17 protein-coding genes are annotated in these 20113 nt (G+C 55.1%); 9 read left to right on the top strand and 8 right to left on the bottom strand.

Annotation, left to right across the window (positions count from 1 at the left end):
- Nucleotides 1-99 precede the first annotated feature (99 nt).
- Nucleotides 100-1542 carry an NFACT family protein gene (locus IPM58_00415; GenBank protein MBK9305576.1) on the bottom strand — a complete coding sequence of 481 codons (1443 nt, stop codon included), beginning with the start codon at nucleotides 1540-1542 and terminating at the stop codon, nucleotides 100-102.
- Between the two features lie 299 nt (nucleotides 1543-1841).
- Between IPM58_00415 and IPM58_00420 the strand changes: the two genes are divergently transcribed.
- The 6 genes from IPM58_00420 (at nucleotide 1842) to IPM58_00445 (ending at nucleotide 6524) form a co-directional block, all read left to right on the top strand.
- Nucleotides 1842-3350, top strand: coding sequence for a hypothetical protein (locus IPM58_00420; GenBank protein MBK9305577.1), 1509 nt, complete (start codon nucleotides 1842-1844; stop codon nucleotides 3348-3350).
- A gap of 126 nt (nucleotides 3351-3476) precedes the next feature.
- The gene (locus IPM58_00425; GenBank protein ID MBK9305578.1) at nucleotides 3477-4064 is read left to right on the top strand and encodes a DUF2059 domain-containing protein; all 588 of its coding nucleotides are present in this window, start codon (nucleotides 3477-3479) and stop codon (nucleotides 4062-4064) included.
- Between the two features lie 398 nt (nucleotides 4065-4462).
- On the top strand, nucleotides 4463-4861 hold the full coding sequence (locus tag IPM58_00430) for a hypothetical protein (GenBank protein MBK9305579.1): 399 nt from the start codon (nucleotides 4463-4465) through the stop codon (nucleotides 4859-4861).
- Entirely contained in the window at nucleotides 4753-5931 is a 1179-nt protein-coding gene (locus tag IPM58_00435) for a transposase (protein MBK9305580.1), read from the top strand. The genes IPM58_00430 and IPM58_00435 overlap by 109 nt, the downstream gene beginning before the upstream one ends.
- 42 nt (nucleotides 5932-5973) lie before the next feature.
- Nucleotides 5974-6141, top strand: a complete 168-nt coding sequence (locus IPM58_00440) for a hypothetical protein (GenBank protein ID MBK9305581.1) — start codon at nucleotides 5974-5976, stop codon at nucleotides 6139-6141.
- A 161-nt stretch (nucleotides 6142-6302) separates the two neighbouring features.
- On the top strand, nucleotides 6303-6524 hold the full coding sequence (locus tag IPM58_00445; protein MBK9305582.1) for a type II toxin-antitoxin system death-on-curing family toxin: 222 nt from the start codon (nucleotides 6303-6305) through the stop codon (nucleotides 6522-6524).
- Between the two features lie 277 nt (nucleotides 6525-6801).
- Here the strand turns inward: IPM58_00445 and IPM58_00450 are convergent, their stop codons facing one another.
- Nucleotides 6802-7839, bottom strand: coding sequence for a hypothetical protein (locus IPM58_00450; GenBank protein ID MBK9305583.1), 1038 nt, complete (start codon nucleotides 7837-7839; stop codon nucleotides 6802-6804).
- A 23-nt stretch (nucleotides 7840-7862) separates the two neighbouring features.
- Nucleotides 7863-9686, bottom strand: coding sequence for an APC family permease (locus IPM58_00455; protein ID MBK9305584.1), 1824 nt, complete (start codon nucleotides 9684-9686; stop codon nucleotides 7863-7865).
- A 305-nt stretch (nucleotides 9687-9991) separates the two neighbouring features.
- Between IPM58_00455 and IPM58_00460 the strand changes: the two genes are divergently transcribed.
- The 3 genes from IPM58_00460 (at nucleotide 9992) to IPM58_00470 (ending at nucleotide 12128) form a co-directional block, all read left to right on the top strand.
- Complete coding sequence (locus tag IPM58_00460) at nucleotides 9992-11278, top strand: DEAD/DEAH box helicase (GenBank protein MBK9305585.1); 1287 nt, start codon at nucleotides 9992-9994, stop codon at nucleotides 11276-11278.
- A gap of 64 nt (nucleotides 11279-11342) precedes the next feature.
- The gene (locus IPM58_00465) at nucleotides 11343-11723 is read left to right on the top strand and encodes a PilZ domain-containing protein (protein ID MBK9305586.1); all 381 of its coding nucleotides are present in this window, start codon (nucleotides 11343-11345) and stop codon (nucleotides 11721-11723) included.
- A gap of 6 nt (nucleotides 11724-11729) precedes the next feature.
- Complete coding sequence (locus IPM58_00470) at nucleotides 11730-12128, top strand: PilZ domain-containing protein (protein ID MBK9305587.1); 399 nt, start codon at nucleotides 11730-11732, stop codon at nucleotides 12126-12128.
- Nucleotides 12129-12336: 208 nt separating this feature from the next.
- Here the strand turns inward: IPM58_00470 and IPM58_00475 are convergent, their stop codons facing one another.
- The 5 genes from IPM58_00475 to IPM58_00495 form a co-directional block, all read right to left on the bottom strand.
- Entirely contained in the window at nucleotides 12337-14658 is a 2322-nt protein-coding gene (locus IPM58_00475) for a GspE/PulE family protein (protein MBK9305588.1), read from the bottom strand.
- Between the two features lie 205 nt (nucleotides 14659-14863).
- Complete coding sequence (locus tag IPM58_00480; GenBank protein ID MBK9305589.1) at nucleotides 14864-16582, bottom strand: proline--tRNA ligase; 1719 nt, start codon at nucleotides 16580-16582, stop codon at nucleotides 14864-14866.
- A gap of 7 nt (nucleotides 16583-16589) precedes the next feature.
- Nucleotides 16590-17981, bottom strand: a complete 1392-nt coding sequence (gene rseP / locus IPM58_00485; protein MBK9305590.1) for an RIP metalloprotease RseP — start codon at nucleotides 17979-17981, stop codon at nucleotides 16590-16592.
- Between the two features lie 64 nt (nucleotides 17982-18045).
- Nucleotides 18046-19209, bottom strand: a complete 1164-nt coding sequence (locus IPM58_00490; GenBank protein MBK9305591.1) for a 1-deoxy-D-xylulose-5-phosphate reductoisomerase — start codon at nucleotides 19207-19209, stop codon at nucleotides 18046-18048.
- Nucleotides 19210-19230: 21 nt separating this feature from the next.
- Entirely contained in the window at nucleotides 19231-20073 is an 843-nt protein-coding gene (locus IPM58_00495; protein ID MBK9305592.1) for a phosphatidate cytidylyltransferase, read from the bottom strand.
- Between the last annotated feature and the right edge of the window lie 40 nt (nucleotides 20074-20113).

Here is a 20113-nt window from a genome sequence, read left to right on the forward strand (position 1 = left end):
AGGATGAGGTGTTGCAGGGAGGCTGTAGAACAACAGTCTGCATACGTTGGCGCAATAGGGCGAGAAATGAAGAGAGACACGGAGGCGAGGATTGTGTCGTTACTCCGCGTTCCTTCGACTCTTGAGTGCTTCAAGCCTGATTTTGTCGAGATTGATGTACAGTGATTTCTCTTGGGTGACGATCACGGCACCGGGAGCTTGCCCTTTGGCCTTCTTGACCCACTTGCGGCGGGTGTAGATTACCTCGCCTTTGCCGCTTTTCTTTAAGTCGCTATACAGCAACGCCAGCGTCGCGGCATCACGAAGAGTTTCGACCGGCGGTTCAGCCCCTTTCCCCAGCCTCACGACGACATGCGAACCGGGTGTGCCTCGGGCATGGAGCCAGAGGTCGTCACTCTTGGCTAAGCCGAACGTCAGCGCATCATTCTCGCGGGCATTACGCCCGACGAAGATCGGCAATCCGTCTGTGGAGGTAAACCGTCGATAGGGGCCTCTCCGATCAGTGGCCGATTGACCTGTTTTCGCGGTTGATGGAGTGATCGGGGTGGATACCAGAGGGGAGGTAAACCGATCGATAGGTCTCCAGGATTCTCGTTCTACTTCCTTCAGCTCCTCGCGTAACTGAGTCACCTGTTTCTCCGCTCGCTCTATACGTGGCTTGAGCTCACGTTCAGCAGCGAGATATTTTCGATGTTTCCGAAAGTAGTCATCCATATTGCCCCGAGCCGATTTCGTGGGATCGAGCGGAATGCTGATATCGAGCAATCTGTCGTCAAAGTAATCTGTGACAGTAATCTGATCAGTCCCTTTCAAGATCAAATGGAGGTTGGCTTTGATCAGCTCTCCATATCGAGCGTGGGCATGATAGGCCGAAGCCTTCGACAGATCTCCTTTCCAGGCCTCGATCAATCGCAGTTCCTTCTTGAGTGCCTTCGTGAGACGTCGCAGCTGTAATTCTCTCGACTGAACGAGTTCTCGTCTTGCTTCTTCTACTCGATAGTAGGCATCGATTTCTGCGGAAATCGGAAATGCAGAGTCCGCACCTCCGGTGAATCGAGTGGGTGGGGTGTCCGTTCTGGGCTCGCGTTGAACTGGTACGGAATAGGGCTGTCCAACGAGGGACTGTTGGCGGAGTAGGTCCCTTAGCACTCGACGCTCAGCATCAAGGATGAGCAGATTGGCCTTCTTGCCGGTCAACTCGCACACGATGGTCCGGGCTCCTTCCTTGCTGGTGAGCTGAAGTTCAACGATGCGGTCACGTGAGATCTGCTGAATGTCGTCGATCCTCGCTCCTTGGAGATGGGCTCGGAGAAATTGACAGAACGGTGGAGGCGTTGGCGGGTTGACTTGAGAATAGGTGGTGAAATGAAGACGAGCAGAATTCAGTTCGCAGGAAATCAATAATCGGTGCGTGTGCCGAGGGACTCGAACGTCGAACACGAGCATGCGAGCTGTCGGCTGATGAATTTTCTGAATCCATGCGCCACGTAATATAGGCGAGACCTCTTGAAGCACCTGCTCAAGATCAGAAACGTTCAGCATCGTAAGTGAATGTCATGCTCTTCAGGAGGTGTATATCTCCTGTAATCCCGCCTCATGCCATCGCACGGGGGGTAAGTGTATCAGCATCGGGACCGGGTGTTAATTGGGTCACTCTACGATGTACGACAAGTACAGGCAAGTGACTGCAGCGAACGCGTTGGTGCCATCATAGTTTCCTGCTTGCGGCGTCGCTTCTATTCCGCTAGAGTCCATGCAATTATTCGTGCGTGCTCGCCGTCCCCATGCGCCTACTCGATCCTCAGCCACTTACACGATTGAGACATGAGTTTCGCCTATCGATGCGGCGGTTACTCACCGACCTTTGCCGAGAACTGCATGCTGAGCACGCTGATCTGACCGGACAACTGTGTCTACCGACCGGGCTTTTTGAGCGTCTCCGCTCACGGTTCGCACTTGAGAGCTATTCCAACTGGAAAGTGGTCGGATGGATTGAAACGCTCAATGACCTCGTCTATTTCTTGGATATACTCAAACAATGGAAGCTGGAACAGGATCGAGCAGCATGTGCGGAGCAGTTGTTTGACGAATGTCAGGAGCATTTTTTTGAACACGGGTACTTTGATGATCTCTTCCCAACGGGCAAGGCACGGGTCAGCGGGCTGGGAAAACGGTTGTTCGATCTGTGTCGGTCCCTGGCGACGGAGTTGACTCAAGAGTCTCTCTGGTTCGATCCGGCCGTATCGGTCATGTGGTGTCGACAGCGAAAGCTGGCGCGGTGGTTGGTACAGGGAACCTTGAATCACCATTTTGAGAGAGCCGAAGTCCGGGGAACCCTCTCCATTGGTGACTCCGGTGCCTGGTGTCAGGCGCCAAGCGACATGCGACGGGCGTTGCGCCGATCGGGGGACTACGTGGGCTTTCGAGTGGAGCCAAACAGCATTTCAGTCCAGGTTGGGCAAAAGCTTTTTCCGGTCTGGTCGAGATGGGCAGGGCAGGGGCAATGGCAGTGGGTGTGCCATTCTCCGAGGATTGCCGTTCTGACTGATAGCCATTCGGTCACCGTCGGCCCAACACTTGTGTACGGGAAGGACCGGCGGCCAAGATCTGTGAAGGTCACTGATCGGCAACACGTTGATCGTATCGCTCGTGCGTGGCAGACCATCCAGCTTGCTTGGCCGGAAGGGCATGAGACCCTTGCGGTTCTCACATCTCGCGTCATCCCACTACAGGCAAAAGGGGTTGTGAGCTTCAGCTACCGGCATCGTCCAGGACTGTCCTTTATCAACTGCTTTGAGCGAGGCAACCTCGATCTGATCGACGATCTCATTCATGAGAACAGTCACCATCACTTGAATCTTCTTCTGCGGAAATACGTCATGTATCGAGATGACCATCATCAGCAGATCTTCTACTCACCTTGGAGGCGGAGTCTCCGCCCATTACGAGGTATTCTTCATGCAGCCTTCACGTTCACCATGGGCGCCGTTTTGTTCGAGCGGCTCTCAGCCTGGGCATCAGGGCGAGGAGGTCTGGAACGGTGGAAGAATGCAGGCCTTAGCAAACAAGACCTCCAGCGAGCGCAATTTCGTTGCTTGGAGGAGATTAAATCCGTCCGGTACTCTCTGCAAGACCTTCGTTACGCCGATCATCATCTCAAATGGCTGACTGGATCTGGGAGACGCTTGGTCGCACAGCTCGCAGAAGCAATTGATGAGGTCGAATCGAGGGGCAAACAATTCAAACGTGACGTGGAGCGCTCACGGTTTGGTTCGGCGCTACGCAAGCACGGCAAAGAACTCCACCAGGCGCGTCACATGTATGGGCCGATGAGGTTGGGGAAAGGGTGAGTGCTGATGCCGCCATATCGATCAGGTCCGTCTCGTAATCTAGGAAGACCTGAGCGGATGATGGAAGCTCTCTATTTCTTGACGATCGAACCATAGGATGTAGACTCGATCCAGGAGGTATGGATCATGCCGATGTTCATGCCGACATCTCGTGTGAAAACTTCCTGCGCTGCCCTGATCATGTGGTGTGTCTGTGTGCCGCTCGTGTCTGGTGTGATCCCCGAAGGAGCGGTTGCCTTTGAGAATGCCAAGGCCGTGAAGGTCGAGAAGCTTCTCACTCTCATTCGAGTGGCGGAGCTGGAATCAGAGTATGACGCACTTACTCAGAAATATGTGAGCGACTACGAGCAACAAATACGAAAAGCCATTGTGAACGCGTATCCTGATCTGAAGGGTGAAAAAAAGATGCAAATTGAGACCCTCCTGGAAGTCTTCTTGAAGGATATGAGAAAGTCGATCGGACAAGCCGAGACGCTCCATGACCATTTAAAGCAGGCGTACTCGAGAAATTTTGGAGAAGACGAACTGGACCGCCTCATTGCGCACTATTCTTCTCCGCTTGGCGAAAAAGATGCAGGTATGAAGAAAAGCGCCGCCATCGAATACAATAAAATGTGGACGACTCAATTCATGAATCAATACAAGGCCCGAGTCGAAAAGTTTTTTCAGGTGATTGCTCTAGTTGTGAGAGGCAAAGGGAAGCAGGGGGCCTAGCAGACGCGCCCGTCGATTTCCCGCCAATCATTTTCTTCGAGCATAGACTCATTCCGTGAAGAGAGAAGCCTACTCGATTTGCAAAAGGTTGGATGGCCAGGCAGAGTGTTTTAAACCAGAGGCCTGTCCCTCCATCCTTACCCGGAGTTTGGAAATCCCTCCAACGACTTCAACAAGTCAACCTCACCTACGGACGGCTACAGTTGGGGATGGTAAAACTGGTTTGCTGAGGCCTGCGCTTCTCTCCTTAGACATGACGAAGTGCGTGGTGTGACATTGTAAGGACGTGAGGTGCGAAATGATCGAGAAACTACAGAAGCCTGGAAACAGGGCAGCGTTGATTAGCCCGGATTCCGCAGTTGATTTGGAATTGAGGTAGAATCGGCAGCCAGATTCTCTTGGTCACCCAGGAGGTTGGTCTGCGTCGTCGAGATCCGGCCTCACCGCTCTATCCCAAGCTTCGTTTTGCGTGTACGGACCATCCGATCACCGGCTGGGCCGGAGCCATCCTGCTGCGATTGTACTTCGAACTGATCGGGTTGCGTGCGGCGCTTGTCCCACTCCTCGTTCCCTTTGCGAAGACGTCGAACAATCAGAGTCCCGCCGTGGACGTGTTCCTGGCCTGGTGGGACGGACTGGCCCTGGGTGCCGAACGGCTTGAACAGTTGACCGCTATCGGCGCGATCCGTTGCTGTCCCGGCTGCTGGGGCTGCCGCGGTTTCCCTTCCCCGATACGGTACGGCGGTGCTTCGGGCGGTTCACCGATCGCCACACGACCGACGTGTCGGAGGCCCTGATGAGATTGTCGTTGCCGCGCCTGCGGCCGACGCTGCTGGGCCATACGCTCGATCTGGATTCCCCCGTGTTCTGTCGCGATGGTACACACGAGGGGAGTCGCATCGGACATAATCCGATCAAACATGGGCGGCCTTCCCATCACCCGTTGGTGGCGTGGTTGAGTGAACGGCGGCGGCTCTTGTGGGCGACCTTGCGGGCGGGAAATGCGGGGACGGCTAACGGCGTGCGAGAATTTCTCGCGCACGCACTGACCCTGTTGCCGACGGGGCATCGAATCGGACTGGTGCGGGCGGATGCCGGCTTTTTTGTGACCGCGTTGGAAACCCGCGACTTGCCCTATATCATTGTGGCCCGGCTGACTCCGCTGGTGCAGAAGCTGGGTATCCACCGCATTCCCGAAGCGGACTGGCAGCCCGTCACGCGAGGGATTGCGGTCGTAGCCGTGATGGCGACACTCCCGGCCTGGCGGGGCCAGACTCGCCGGTTTGTCTGTCTGCGTCAGACCTTGACGGAGCGGCCCACGGCCAGCGGACGGCGGTTGATCGAGCGTCCCGGCTACACCTACCGCGTCTTCGTCACCACCGTGCCCTTTGCTGCGGAACTGGTCACCCGGATGTATGCTGGCCGGGCCGACTGTGAGAACCGCATCAAGGAACTCAAGGAGGACCTGAGTCTTGATACGTTCTGCCTCCAGTCCTTCGATGCGACCGATGCGGCCTTCCGGACCGGCTGTGTGCTCTACAATCTGTTGATGGGGGTTCGGGAGACGGTCTTGCCCTCGTGCTGGTTTGAGCGGCGGCTGCGGGCCGTGCGGGATCTGGTGTTCCTGGTCGGAGCCGATCTGATTCCCCACGCTCGACGACTGCGGGTCCGATTCGCCGTGCCTCCAGAGGAGCGGGCCGAGTTTCTCGAACGGCTCCGGACCCTGTCGGCGGGGTTGCCGATTGCGGCGCAGTTGGAGTGGGAGCTGAGCGAGGCTGATGACGTGGATCAGGCTTCCACTCGCGCCCCGAATGCTGTCGGGCCCACCGGTAGGCCGGTGCTCCAGAGGACCGGGGCGTCACCCTAACTCATCTCTACTGCGGAATCCGGGATTAGTGAGAAACCGGTAATGCAGGCGCTCGGGATCACCGAAGAAACCCCACTGCAGGTCACGGTGAGTGGTACCGCGCTTGTTATTACATCGGTAAATATCGGTGTCGGTCCCGAGCGTCTAAAGGCCACAATCAAAGAGCTTCGGAAGAAGTATGGACAGATGCTAAAGCGGCTCGCGGACTGATGCGGTGGACCACATCATCTTCCTCAGTGTGGACAACGTTTTGGTGCTCCACACCGATACCATCGACATGGATGGTAGTTCACACGGCGTGAGGGATCACGGTGTGCTGGATGCCGCGCCACCAATTCGGTTGAGGATACCTCCACGAAAATCTTGCCGCGATGGCTGCTGCATTGAGGTTCCACATCGCCCAGCATCATCGGTTTGTTGATGGGAATAAGCGCGCAGCGGTTCTGTCTGCTCTTGCTTTTCTTAGCGTGAATGGGATTGAGGAGCTTCCTGATCAAAAAGAGCTGGAGATAATGACCCTTCAGGTTGCAGCCGGCGAGCTGGTCAAAGATATGCTGACCAAGTGGATTCGAAAGAACCTGGACAAAAAGTAATAGCGCTCCAGAAGCTCCTCACCGTACTCCAGCCAGTGTGCGGTTTAGGCTATGGCAAGACGGATATGTTCTGAAATGCCAGAGGCTGGCGCGTACTCAATATGGAGTAGCCGGCGAGGAGCGTTGCTCCGAGATTTCGAAGAGGCGTGGATAATCAGAGTTTTCATGACAAGCACCCCTCCTTATAGATGATCCCGGACTGTTTTGAGCAAGGCCCACACGCTGGTGAGGCGAACTGCCTGTGAAGCCTTCATGCGACCCGTTTTTGCACAGGATGTTACGGTTCGACCGTCACGTCCACAAAGGCTGGAAGGCTATCGGCTCCCTTCTTATCCGTAACGCGTAACTTAAAACGATACGTTCGCGGCTCTGAAACAGCTGGGGCAAGGAAAGAGGCTTCTGAGTTGTTGGCGTCGAGCAACGAGACCTTGCTGCCGCGCACTTGGCTCCAACTATAGTAGAGCGCTTCGCCCTCAGGATCTCGGCTTGTTAACCCCTTCAGCGTCACCTTTGAACCAGCCTTGACCGTCTTGTTCGGGCCGGCATCGGCGATCGGCGACTCGTTCGGTTCATTGTTCACATTCACGTCAATATCCAGTGAGCCGTGCTTGCCACGGTTGGTGACCGTAATGGTGGCTTTCCCATTACCGACGATCTGGAGCAGGCCTCCCGGTAGGAGCGTGATGACTTTCAGATTGGAAGACTCATAAGTGGTGCCGCTGTTTGGACTGCTGATACGCCGGGTGATGCCGTCGGCAAAGTCGGCAACAACCGGGAGTTCGAAAATCTTGCCCATCGAATCGACATGGCCGAAGGCGGATGACTGTCCTGCTCTGCCGAGTTGCAACGGCTTATCCGTCTCAAAATCAATGGCTGTCAGATCCGCAGGTGGTTCAACATGCAGGATCACTTCATCGAATATGGATCTTGTACTCAATCGTCCACGGGAGACTTCGGCTACTGCTAAGAGCCTCACGGGCCCGATGCTGTTCTGTGGGATGTTCAGTTGTCCGCCAAAGGCCGGGTTCTGCTCGGCCGATCCTACCATTGCGACTGGCGCCACGATCGAGCCTACCGCGGTCGAATCATCCTGTTCAACGAGGACTTCGTCCTGTTCCCCGTACCAGTAGTAGCGGACCTTGGTGATGCCAGTATCCTTCCCCAAATCGACACGTGCCGTGACGGTGCTTCCTGCAGTCAGCGTAGAACCTTCCATAGGCTCTGCGATCGTAAAGGCCTGGACCGGAGAGGCCACCGCCAGGTACACCGGAAACAGGCACTGCCAAACAATCTGAGGGGGGGGTCCCCATTTCATGAGCCGGAGGTCTCGCACGATGATCATTTCGTCAGGTGGAAGGGGACGTCGGTTAGAACGACACGATCCTTAAAAAGTAGAGAGGCTTTCAGCATGAAGGCCCGTTGGTTGTGCAGAATATTTTGCCACCAACGGGCAGGGAGAATCTCAGGAAGCACTACGGTGATCCAACAATCTGGGTCTTTTTGTCGTTGTTCTTCGATGAATTCCATGATTGATCCCAGGATGGAGCGGTAGGGGGAGGGCAAAACGATCAGCGGAACGCCGCATCCCCACTGCGCCCACTGTATTTCCGCGAGCGCAGTTTCCTCGTTGTTGACATCGACCAACAGAGCTTTAATATCGCCCCCCCGACTGCGTGCATAGTCAACCGCTCGGACCACCGATCGATTGACTCCGCTGATTGGAATTAGGATCAGGTTGTGTCTGGGACGGGGTGGACGGGAATCGCGAGTGAGTGTGATCTGCTCCTTGACGGCCTTGTAATGAGATCGAATCCCACGAAACATCATGATCAGGAGGGTCACAAGGACCAACACGATCCAGGACCCGTCCCAGAATTTCGTGGTTCCGATGATGAGGGTGGCAACGCCGGTTGTAAAGGCTCCCACGCCATTGACCAACAGTTTCTTCCGCCAATGGTCTCCCTTTCGCTTGAGCCAACTGCGGACCATTCCGGATTGAGAGATGGTAAATGAGACGAACACCCCGATGGCATACAAGGGAATTAAGGCGTGGGTGTCACCCTCAAATGCCACCAGAAGTACGCATGCGAATAGTCCAAGGATGAGGATCCCATTTGAAAAGACTAAGCGATCGCCGAAACTCGCCATTTGGTGAGGCATGAATCCATCTCGTGCGAGAATCGATGCTAAGTGTGGGAACCCCGCGAAGGCGCTATTCGCGGCAAGGATCAACAGTATCATCGTGCCGATCTGGACCCCATAATAGATGACGCCGGTGCCGAAGGTGAGGCGAGCCAACTGGGACACGACGGTTTCATCGGCTTTCGGTACGATGCCGTGATAGTAAGCCAGCCAGCTGACTCCCATGAACAGCGACCCGAGAATGACGGACATCCAGATCATGGTAGTGGCGGCATTCTTCGATTCCGGAGGACGGAAGGCCTTGACACCGTTAGAGATCACTTCCATGCCGGTAACAGCCGAACAACCTACGGCAAACGCGCGAAGGATCAGAAAGAGCGTCAGGGTTTCCACTCCTCCGCTGACTTCTACGGAGGTGCTGACGAGTGGAACCGGCGTGGAGTCGTACAGAGACCGAGCGACGCCGATGACTACCAGCATGCTCAACCCTCCGATGGCGAAGTAGGTGGGGATCGAAAAAAATTGACCTGACTCGCGGACGCCGCGCAAGTTCATGATGACAATGAACAGGATGGTCACAAGCCCCAACGCTTCTCGATGTACAAACAAGCTTGGAACGGCAGACGTCAGTGCAGCAATGCCGGCCGCAATGCTGACGGCTACGGTGACGACATAACTGATCATTAATGCGCCGGCGGCAACCAGAGATGGGAGTTCTCCTAAGTTTGCTTTGGCAACGGTATAGGCTCCACCGCCCTCAGGATATTCATAAATGATCTGGCGGTAGGAGATCGTAAGAACCAGAACGAGGAAAAGGATCGCGAGACTGACAGGGATCGACCATGCAATGGCCGCAGTTCCGGCCAAGACAAGCACCAACAGGATTTCTTCCGTGGCATAGGCGACTGAAGAAATGTTATTTGAGGAGAAAATAGCGAGTGCAAGTGTTTTGGACAACCGCTGATCTGCTGCCTGGGCAGTCTTCAGCGGATCGCCGACGAGCCAGCGTTTCAAGATCATGAAATGATTATCGCATAAACATCCTAGCGGGTGCATGATGGGATGTCTGTGACAATAGGCCGGACGGCCTAGGTATCAAACATCGACGGGTAACAATAATTCAGTGTGTGAGTTGACGTGAGGTGTCTGGTCCTGTATGGTGAATATGCACTTCTATCGTGGTAGTCCGGCGAAGAGATGCACAACCATAACGGACTTCGCGATCGCATCGCGACCAGGTCCAGTTTGGAGCTACACCCCCCGGCTGTTTCTCCCCTCGGTTCTCTGATCCCGTCATAATGCGATCAAACTGAAAGGATAGTGTAGTGGATACGTCTGCTCAACGCAATTTTCACGCTCTTGGTTTGTCCGAGGCTCTTTTACGCGACCTAGCAGAAGCTGGGTTTGTCTCTCCAACTCCCATTCAAGAACAAGCCATTCCTTCGGCCTTAGCAGGACGAGATGTGATTGGCTGCGCTCAGACTGGCACCGGTAAAACGGCGGCGTTTGTCATTCCGATTGTCGAACGCCTGTCTTCCCTCCCGAAGGGGCAGCCAAAAGCGCTGATCCTCGCGCCGACGCGCGAACTCGCCTTGCAGACGCTGACCACGATTGAGAAGCTCGGGCGGAGTCGAGGCATCTCCGCCACCGTCATTGTGGGAGGAGCGGACATGCAAGCGCAGGTGCGAGGTTTGCGGCAGCGACCGGACATCTTAGTGGCGACGCCTGGTCGACTTCTTGATCACATGTGGAACGGTACGATTTTGTTGTCGTCCATGAAGATATTGGTATTGGATGAAGCGGATCGGATGTTGGATATGGGCTTTGCCCCGCAAATCAATCAGATTCTTGATGCCTTGCCTGAGGAGCGACAGACCTTACTCTTTTCGGCCACATTGCCGTCGGATCTTGCCCGCTTGGTTCAAGCCAGCGTCAGGAATCCCGTGCGTGTCATGGTTGCCCCCTCGGCGACGACGGCGGATGGAGTGACTCAAGCCATACATTATACATCCCACACCGATAAGTCTGATCTTTTGTTGTCCCTCCTAGGGGCCGATAAGGATACGGCCTTGGTGTTCACCAGGACGAAGCATCGGGCGGATCGGTTGGGTCGCATGTTGGGTCGTGCAGGCCATCGAGTGGCGATCTTGCATGGGGGCCGAAGTCTGTCACAGCGGCGTGCGGCGCTCGAGGGGTTTAAACGTGGAGCATTTCGGGTGCTGGTTGCGACGGATATCGCTGCTCGAGGGATTGATGTCGCAAACATCGGCCACGTAATCAATTTTGATTTGCCCAATTGTCCGGAGGATTATGTGCACCGTATCGGGCGGACGGCGAGGATGAAGACAACCGGGCGCGCAACAAGCTTTGTAACAGGTGAGGATCGGTCCCAACTTCGAGACATCGAGCGGCTGTTAGGGCATGCTGTTCCGCTTGCCCCTGGGAGTGGGGCGCCGCCATCTGCTGTGAATGAGGGAGCCAGACAAGTCCGTCGACATGATTATCCATCCACCAATCATGTGAAGAGTGCAGGACGTTACCGTCGTCCGATGTCGAGAGGCGCTCGTGGTGAATCTTCAATTCCCAATCCTTCCTCGATAAGACATTCGTAAAGTGTAAAAACAGTTCGGAAAATCTACCTCGTGAGATACAGTATCCCTCACGAGGTAGATTGGTATGCAGCTGGTTCCTCAGCAGAAGCTGGCGCAAAACAAAGCTCGGCAGTATTCCAGGGTTCGTATCCCAATGCCGTTCAGCTGCTCTCTATCTTCTCAAACAACACGAGGGTGGTTCCGGAAGCCGGTCCATGACGTTGGCTTGGTGTATGACCTATCGCTGCACGGCGCCTGCGTGAGTACCGATGCAGCCATCAAACCAGGTGATCAGGTTTCTCTCGTGCTTCGATTGAATAAGAGTACCCCTCCGGTTGAGGTGGCGATCGCCACCGTGTGTTGGACAAACTATCAATTCCATGGACTAGCGTTCAGTCCGCTTTCTGAAGCATCTTTGAAGCGATTGGCAGAGTACATGAGTCTCTCTGGTTTAATGAAGGAGTAGGAGAATATGGATGATCAAAACTGTAAATCTCTTGGTGCCCAGGGCATGCCGCAATTGCGGAAATATCCTCGCGTGCGGGTATCTGCTCCGTTCCCCTGTGCGCTGGCACGAGTGGGCTTGGTCAAAAGAGGAGCAGTTGAGCAGGGGGTGGGTATTATCTACGACCTCTCCACCAAAGGCGTTCGCGTCATGACTGAAGCCGTGATCACACCTGGAGACCGAATCGCGATGCAGTTACGATTACCTGATCAGGCCGCATCAATGGTCATCGAAACTGCCACCGTCAGGTGGGGAAAAGAGCAAACGTATGGAGTGGAGTTTGAGGGGCTCTCCCAGAACGATAACAAACACATCCTGGCCTTCATGACCCACCAGTCCAAGTCCGGACCAAGAGTCGCGGCCTGAACGCCTCACGCCGTTGGCTGCTTCTCGGGAATTCCGATCACGCCGAAGATGCGCAATACTCACCTCCTCGCTCATCTTCTGTCAGCTGAGGGGGGAGTTGCCCCAAATCACTGCCATGATTTGCGGGGATGTATCGTGTAAGGTGGTGCGTGCAGAATCGACACGCCTCCGTGCCTACAACGAGTTGTCACGATGTGAGTACACATCTCTACTTAATCGCCACCGCTTTGACTTCTTTGTAGGTGGTGTGACCTTGCAAGACCTTGTGGATTCCGTCTTGAACGAGCGTCGTCATGCCTTCCTGGAGCGCGGTTTTCAGCATATCCTCGGTGCGTGCTTTCGTTTGCACCATACGTTTCATTTCATCCGTGCCAAGGAGCAGCTCGTGGAGGGCGACTCGCCCCTTGAAGCCGGAGCGATTGCACGTCTCGCAGCCCTTTCCGCGCGAAAGCCGGAATGTATTGTCTTGCTTGATGTCGAGCTTGTCCCAATACTCAGGGCCGTAGCCTAATCGGATTTCATCATACTCCTCTTTGGTTCCGATGTACTGTTCCTTACATTCTTTGCAGACCCTGCGAGCCAGTCGTTGCGCGAGGACACCCAGCATGGCGTCGGCAAAACTGAACGGATCGCAGCCCATGTCGAGCAGACGGGTGACTGTTTCGACCGCGCTGTTGGTGTGGAGTGTGCTGAGGACAAGGTGACCAGTCAGCGATGCTTCAATGCCAGTCTCAGCGGTTTCCTTATCCCGCATTTCTCCCACCATAATGACGTCGGGATCTGCTCGGAGAAATGCACGCATGGCTGCAGCGAAGGTCAGCCCGATCTTCGGCTGGACTTGTACCTGGCGAAGGCCATATTGAGTAATTTCGACGGGATCCTCGGCCGTCCATATCTTGATATCCGGAGTATTGATGTTGCCCAACACCGAATGGAGCGTCGTCGTTTTTCCTGAGCCAGTGGGACCGACACAGAGAATGATGCCGTATGGCCTTTCTGAAATTTCCTTCAACACTGTGAGGTTGCGTTCGGAGAATCCCATTTTATCGAGCGGCAGGGGTTCGCTTGCTGCAAGGATACGCATCACCACGTCTTCGTTGTACCCGGCGGTGGGGAGCGTCGCGACACGAAGCTCAATTTCTTTCGACTCCGAGAGCTTGAACTTGATTTTGCCATCCTGAGGTTTCCGGCGCTCGGCGATATCCAAACTAGCCATGATCTTAAGCCGAGACACAATCGCACGGCGATAGCTCTGCGGGATCTTCATGTACTCGAAGCATTCACCGTCAACTCGGAACCGCACGAGCGTTTCGCGTTTTTCTCCGTAGGGCTCGATGTGAATGTCCGAGGCATTTTGGCGATAGGCATCGGCAATGATTTGGTTGGCCAGCCGGACGATGGCGCTGTCGTTTTCGTCCAGCCCTCCACCCAAACTGGAGTCTTCCATTGCCTCGGCATGCGCCTCGGTGACCAGCTCTCCGAGAATGTCGGATACGTTCTCATCGAGCTTGCGTCCTCCGCCATCCCCTCCCTGTCCGGTCGCGGAGCCGAGAAACTGCGAGATATCTCGGCGGAGGCTCACGGCGAAGCGGATGTTCAGACCGGGGAATGTGCGTTTGATATCCTGAACACGGTCAAGATCACCTGGATCGTCGGTCAGAATTTCGATGGCCGTACGATCGCGCTTCAGCGGCATCCAATGGTTTTTCTTCAGATAGTCGATGTTCAGATTTTTCAAAAGCTCCACATCGACGATCGTTCGCTCGCTGTATTCGATATAGGGGCACTTATAAAACTGGGCCAGCGATTTACCGATATCGATCTTGGGGACTTTGTATTTTTCAATGAGAATACTCTCAAGGTCGTTCATGCCCTTTCGAGAGTCGGCGATAGCCTGGTCGAGCTCATTTTGTGTGATCCGGCTATTACTGACCAGGAGGTCGAATTTCGTAGGAGTTTTCTTTGAGATCTTTCGAAGGTTGAAGAATGCAATTCCGAGCGCCTTCGCAATTTCATCGACCGCTTCTTCATCTTTTCGGGTAAACCGACTCCCGCTCTTCTTGTTGAGGAGTTGAAGCACTCCCATCAGATATTTATTGTCGGCGACGATCGGGTACGTCAGCACCTGTTTGGTCTTGAACCCGGTCCGTTTGTCGTAGGAGGTATCATGAACGAGAGCGGGGTGAGTGGCCTTGAGCTCAGCCATGTTGTACGCATCGGCGATGTTGACTGGGCGGAGGTACTTGGCGCAGAACCCCGGCAGGCTTTGTTCGGTAATGGGAATTCGGACTTCTTCGACGCCGTCAATGTGGGGAACCTTTGAAAAAATCTCCTTTTTGTCGGTGTCGAATGCGAAGAGAGTTAAATCTTCTGCGTCGAACAAACTGAGGATATCTTTGTGCAGGTCCAGAAGGATTTGATCGAGATTGTTGGCTGCATGAATTTGCGTGGTAATGCGTTTGACATGCTCTGCATGCTCAACCTTTTGTTGTAATTCTTGGACGTTGGGAGTTATGGGCTTGGCTTGCATCCGACTCTGCTTTCGCTGTCGTTGAGACGCGGAATAATCGGGTTGCGCGCTGGACTCAGAAGGCGCGTAGTTGCGCGATCGCGGCCTACCGCTGTGAATCGAGTTTTAGTCTAGCCGAAAGAGACGGGAAGGCAAGGAAAAGACATTTTCCATCGATGGAAGATCAACGATTGGCGAAGGCGGAGCAGGTGCGCGCGTGGCTGGCTCACCGAACAGATGGGTCATGCTCGATGCGAAGTGTTTTCAGGTGGTCCACCAGATTGTGAGGGGCTATCCGTGACTTGTGTCCTCCCTTCCGGATCTTGACCTCCACTATTCCGTCGGCGAGGCCCTTGTCGCCAATGACGATTTGAAAGGGGATTCCGATCAGATCGGCGTCATTGAATTTTACCCCTGCTCGATCAGGACGATCGTCCCATAGGACCTCAAAGCCCGCATTCTCTAACTCTGAGTAGAGCCGGGCAGCGGTTTCGGTCGTCTTTTCAGATTGGCTGACCGTCAGCACGTGAACATGAAACGGTGCGATGGGAAACGGCCAGATAATGCCTTTGTCGTCGTGATGTTGTTCGATCGCTGCGGCTGCCGTGCGTCCCACACCGATGCCGTAACAACCCATGATGGCTAGGCGCTCTTTGCCTTGTTCATCGAGGATCGTGGCGTTCATTTTCTGACTGTACTTGGTGCCGAGCAGGAATACTTGTCCAACTTCGATTCCCTTGGCGAGGGTCAACACACCAGGACCACGAGGGGACGGATCGCCGGCTAGCACATTCCGAAGATCGGCAAATTGTTCAACGGAGAAATCGCGACCGATGTTAGCGTTCTGGTAGTGTGTGTCGGCCTTGTTGGCGCCGATCACGACGTTTTTTATTCCTTCGACGGCCCGATCGGCAAGAATGCGAACCTGCCGCAACCCGATCGGCCCTGCAAATCCTGGAGGGCACCCTGTGAGACGCTGGACGGTTTCAGGATCCGCCAATGTGACATCCGTCACCTGGAGCAACCGCGCCAGTTTGACTTCGTTGACTTCATGATCTCCCCGGATCAAGACAGCAACCGATTCAGTTCCGGATCGATACAGTAATGTCTTCACTAGTTGCTGAGATGAAATCTTTAGAAAGGCTGTGACCTCTTCTACCGTCCGGCGTTGAGGCGTATCAACGGCGGTCAGCGGGAGTAACGCACTTGTATCTGCTTTAGTGGGGGGACATGCCTCAGCCCGTTCAAGGTTGGCGGCATAGGATCCCTCCGTACTGTATGCGACCGTTGCTTCACCCGTTTCGGCGAGCACCATGAACTCATGCGAGACATCCCCACCGATCAGCCCTGTGTCTGCTTCTACAGGCCGGAAGGTCAGGCCGCAGCGTGTGAATATCCGCGTGTAAGCGTCATACATACGTTGGTAGCTGATCGTGGCGCCGGCCTCGTCGAGATCAAAGCTATAGGCGTCTTTCATGATGAACTCACGCCCACGCATGAGACCGAAGCGGGGACGGATCTCATCTCGGAATTTGGTTTGGATTTGGTAAAAGTTCAACGGGAGCTGGCGATACGAACGCACTTCTCGCCGGAAGAGATCCGTAATGACTTCTTCATGGGTCGGCCCCAAACAGAAATCCCGTTCGTGACGATCCTTGAACCGTACGAGCTCCTTCCCGTAGTAGTCCCAACGAGCGGTTTCTTTCCAAAGTTCCGCAGGGGATGCGATCGGCATCAGCAGCTCCTGGGCGCCGGCTCGATTCATCTCCTCGCGGATAATCTGCTCGATCTTCCGGATGACCCGCAAGCCGAGCGGAAGATAGGTGTAGATCCCCGCCGCGACCTTGCGGATCAGCCCGGCGCGCAACATCAATCGATGGCTGACGGTTTCGGCTTCTCCGGGATCGTCCCGTAGCGTGGGAATAAGTAACTGAGATGTCTTCATGAAAGGGTTAGTGGGAGAAGATCCGTTCTAAATCGTTCCAAAAGGCGAAGATCATGACACCGACCAATAAGACCAATCCCACCTGTTGAGCAACCTCTCGCTGTCGTTCGCCAAGTGGTTTACGCAGGATGCCTTCAATTAAGAAAAAGAGCAAGTGGCCACCGTCAAGAATGGGGATCGGCAGCAGATTCAGGACGCCGAGGTTGATGCTCAGAATGGCGATCAAAAAGACGACGCTGGAGGCACCCTGAGAGGCGGCTTCTCCCGAGATATTGGCGATAGTCAGTGGGCCGCCGATATTCTTACTCGAAATATCACCGACCACCATTTTATAGAGACCGATGGCCGTCAGCTCGGTCCATCCCCATGTGGCCTCCAGCCCTTGGTACACGGCTTCCGCCACGTTCTCGGACCGCATCAACGAGCGACCGGGACCGGAGATGCCGATCTTTCCCACTTCAGAGGTCTGTCCATTCACCGTGAGTTTTTCACTGGCCGGTGTGACGGTCAGTATGGTGCGCATACCTTCGCGGAGCACCTCGAATTTCAACGGTGTCTCAGGATGCTCTCTCACGTGCGTGGTCATCTGGGACCACGCATAGATCGTCTGCCCCTCGATCGCGACTACCCGATCCCCGGGCTGGAGTCCAGCCATGGACGCCGGTGAACCATGCAGGACCGATGTGACCAACGCAGGCATTTCCTCTACCCCGATAGTGTACAGCGGTTCCTGAGTAGAGACCTCCTCTCCGGTCATCTGCACGGGGGTCGCCGTGAGCGTTTTGAGGTGCCCTTCCCGTCGGACCTCCAGTGAGAGCGGCTGCCCATTGCTCCGGGAGATGAGATCCAGCAATTCGGTCTTGGTTGAGATCTCTTTCCCATTCACGCTGACGACACGGTCGCCGACTTCCATGCCGGCCACTGATGCGGGGGACCCAGGAACAAGCGCCTCAACATCCGCGCTCAAATCACGAAAGGTTGGGACAAAGAGGGGCGATCCGGTCGATAGCCATCCGGCAAAGATCAAGTAGGCCAGAATGAAATTAAACCCCGGTCCGGCGGCGACAATCAGGACTTTCCCCCACAGGCCTTGGTGCGAAAAGGATCGGCGGCGGTCGTCGGGGGTCGTGGCTTCTGTCTCGTCCTCACCGAATAGTTTGACATAGCCACCCAGGGGAACGGCTGAGACGAGGTACTCGGTTTCGCCGACCTGACGGCCGAAGATCTTCGGGCCGAACCCGATTGAAAACTTCAAGACTTTCACTCCGACCCAGCGGGCAGCGAGGAAGTGGCCAAGTTCGTGGAAGGCGACCAAGACACCAAGGACCACGAGAAACCACCAAGCTTTCTGGAGGAGAAGCCAGAGCGTATCGGGGGACCAGGCGAATGCGGATGTCATGAGAGCTCCCTGTTGCGTCCTCGGTCTTGTAACTCTAACAGACGTTATCTGAAATGCAAAACAATCATGAGTGAGAGAGTGTGTGCACCAATGATTCTGCTTTTTCCCTTGCCCACCGATCAGCTTCCAAGGCGTCATCGAGGCACGTGATTTCTTGCCGGCTATGCGCCTCCATGGTGTTACGAATCACCTGGGCGATTTCAATGAAACGGAGGCCGTGATTGAGAAACGCGTCGACCGCAATCTCATTGGCCGCATTCATCGTAGCCGGCATGGTGCCTCCGATGCGAAGCGATTCATACCCGAGATTGAGACAGGGAAATCGATCATGGTCGGGTTTGGAAAAGGACAGTTGTCCGATCTCCGCCAACTCCAGCGAAGGAAGATCAAGCGTCATCCGTGCCGGATAGTGCATCGCGTACGAGATAGGGGTTCGCATATCAGGAAGCCCCAATTGGGCGATAATGGAACGATCTTTGTATTCAACCAACGAGTGAATGATGCTTTCTCGATGGACCATGACCTCGATGTTGGATTCCGGGATATCAAACAGCCATCGCGCTTCCACGACCTCCAACCCTTTATTCATCAACGTCGCCGAGTCGATGGTGATCTTGGCTCCCATCTTCCAGTTGGGGTGCTGCAAGGCCCGTTCAGGGGTCACGTCTTGAAGTTGTTCGTGAGTCAGCGTCCAGAGCGCTCCGCCGGACGCCGTGAGAATCAGTCGGCGGACATCTTCAATCCGGTGCCCCTCCAACGACTGAAAGATGGCACTATGCTCACTATCGACCGGGAAAATCCTGACTCCGTGTTTGCGAGCTTCATCTTGCATCAACTTTCCCGCCATGACCATCGGCTCTTTATTCGCCAACGCGATCTGCTTGCCGCTTCGAATAGCAGACAAAGTCGGAACAAGCCCGGCGGCTCCCACGATGGCGGAAATGACCAATTCAGCCTCCAAGACCGATGCTACGTGGGTAATGCCGTCTTCCCCGGAGAGGATCTCGACCGGAAGATCGGCACATCGGCTGCGAAGGAGGGCGGCAGAGGATTCGGTGGAGACCGCCACGGCTTTGGGCCGAAAACGGTGAATCTGCTCCTCGAGTTTCTCGATGTTGTTGCCGGCGGTCAGACCCACCACGCGAAATTCATCTGGAAACCGTTGAATGATATCGAGTGTGTTTGTCCCGATCGATCCGGTCGATCCCAAGATGATTATCGGTTTCATGTCTTCACCCCTCCAAATCTCCTAGGAAAGCGGCGACAGGCCTCGAATGTAGACGACATAGTAGTAGAACGTGGGAGCGGTGAACAAGAGACTATCGAGGCGATCCAGCATTCCGCCATGACCCGGCAAGATCCCGCCTGAGTCTTTGACCCCGGTTCGTCGCTTAATGAGTGATTCGAAAAGATCTCCGATGAGGCCCACCATCGTCAGGAGTACGCCAAGGATCAGCGAATCCGTCAGTGAGAGTTGTGAGGCAAACCACTGCTGAGCCAGGACTGCCACACCGACCGTGAGAATGAGTCCACCGAGTACCCCTTCGACGGTTTTCTTCGGACTGATCGACGGGAGTAAGGGATGTTTTCCCCACAGAGTTCCCGCATAGTAGGCCCCGATGTCTGACGCCCATGTCACAACTGCGAGGAAGAGCACGAGCCACTGGCCGTCCGGTAGTGCGCGGGCCGAGACCACGGTGCTCAGAGGGAAGCCCACATACAACAGGCCCAGGAGAATCGCGAGTGCATCGCCCCATCGATGTGCGGCTGACACAGCGGAGATGGATACAGCCACGAGGGCCACCAGGACACAGCCCACGAGCAGTTCCGGCCAGGAGAACGAAAAATGTGGTTGGATCAGTGTCAGGGCAAATCCGGCCAGACCTACTCCCAGAAGGAGATGGCTCAAGCGTGAGGGAAAGCTGAGCTTGTAGAGTTCCAGCAGGGCAATCACACCAACCACGAGCAAAAGCAGGGTCAAGGCCCAGGGAACAAGGTGTGCGATGATGAGATAGACTGCGGGAATCAGCGCGAGCGCGGTGTAGAGACGGCGGAGGTCAAATTGTCGGGTGCGTGCCGGTGAGGTCGTCACAAATCTAGGGCTATGAGCAAGGATTTCTGTAGCGAGGGGG

Origin of the sequence: Nitrospira sp., assembly GCA_016715825.1 — a bacterium.
GTDB lineage: Bacteria > Nitrospirota > Nitrospiria > Nitrospirales > Nitrospiraceae > Nitrospira_D.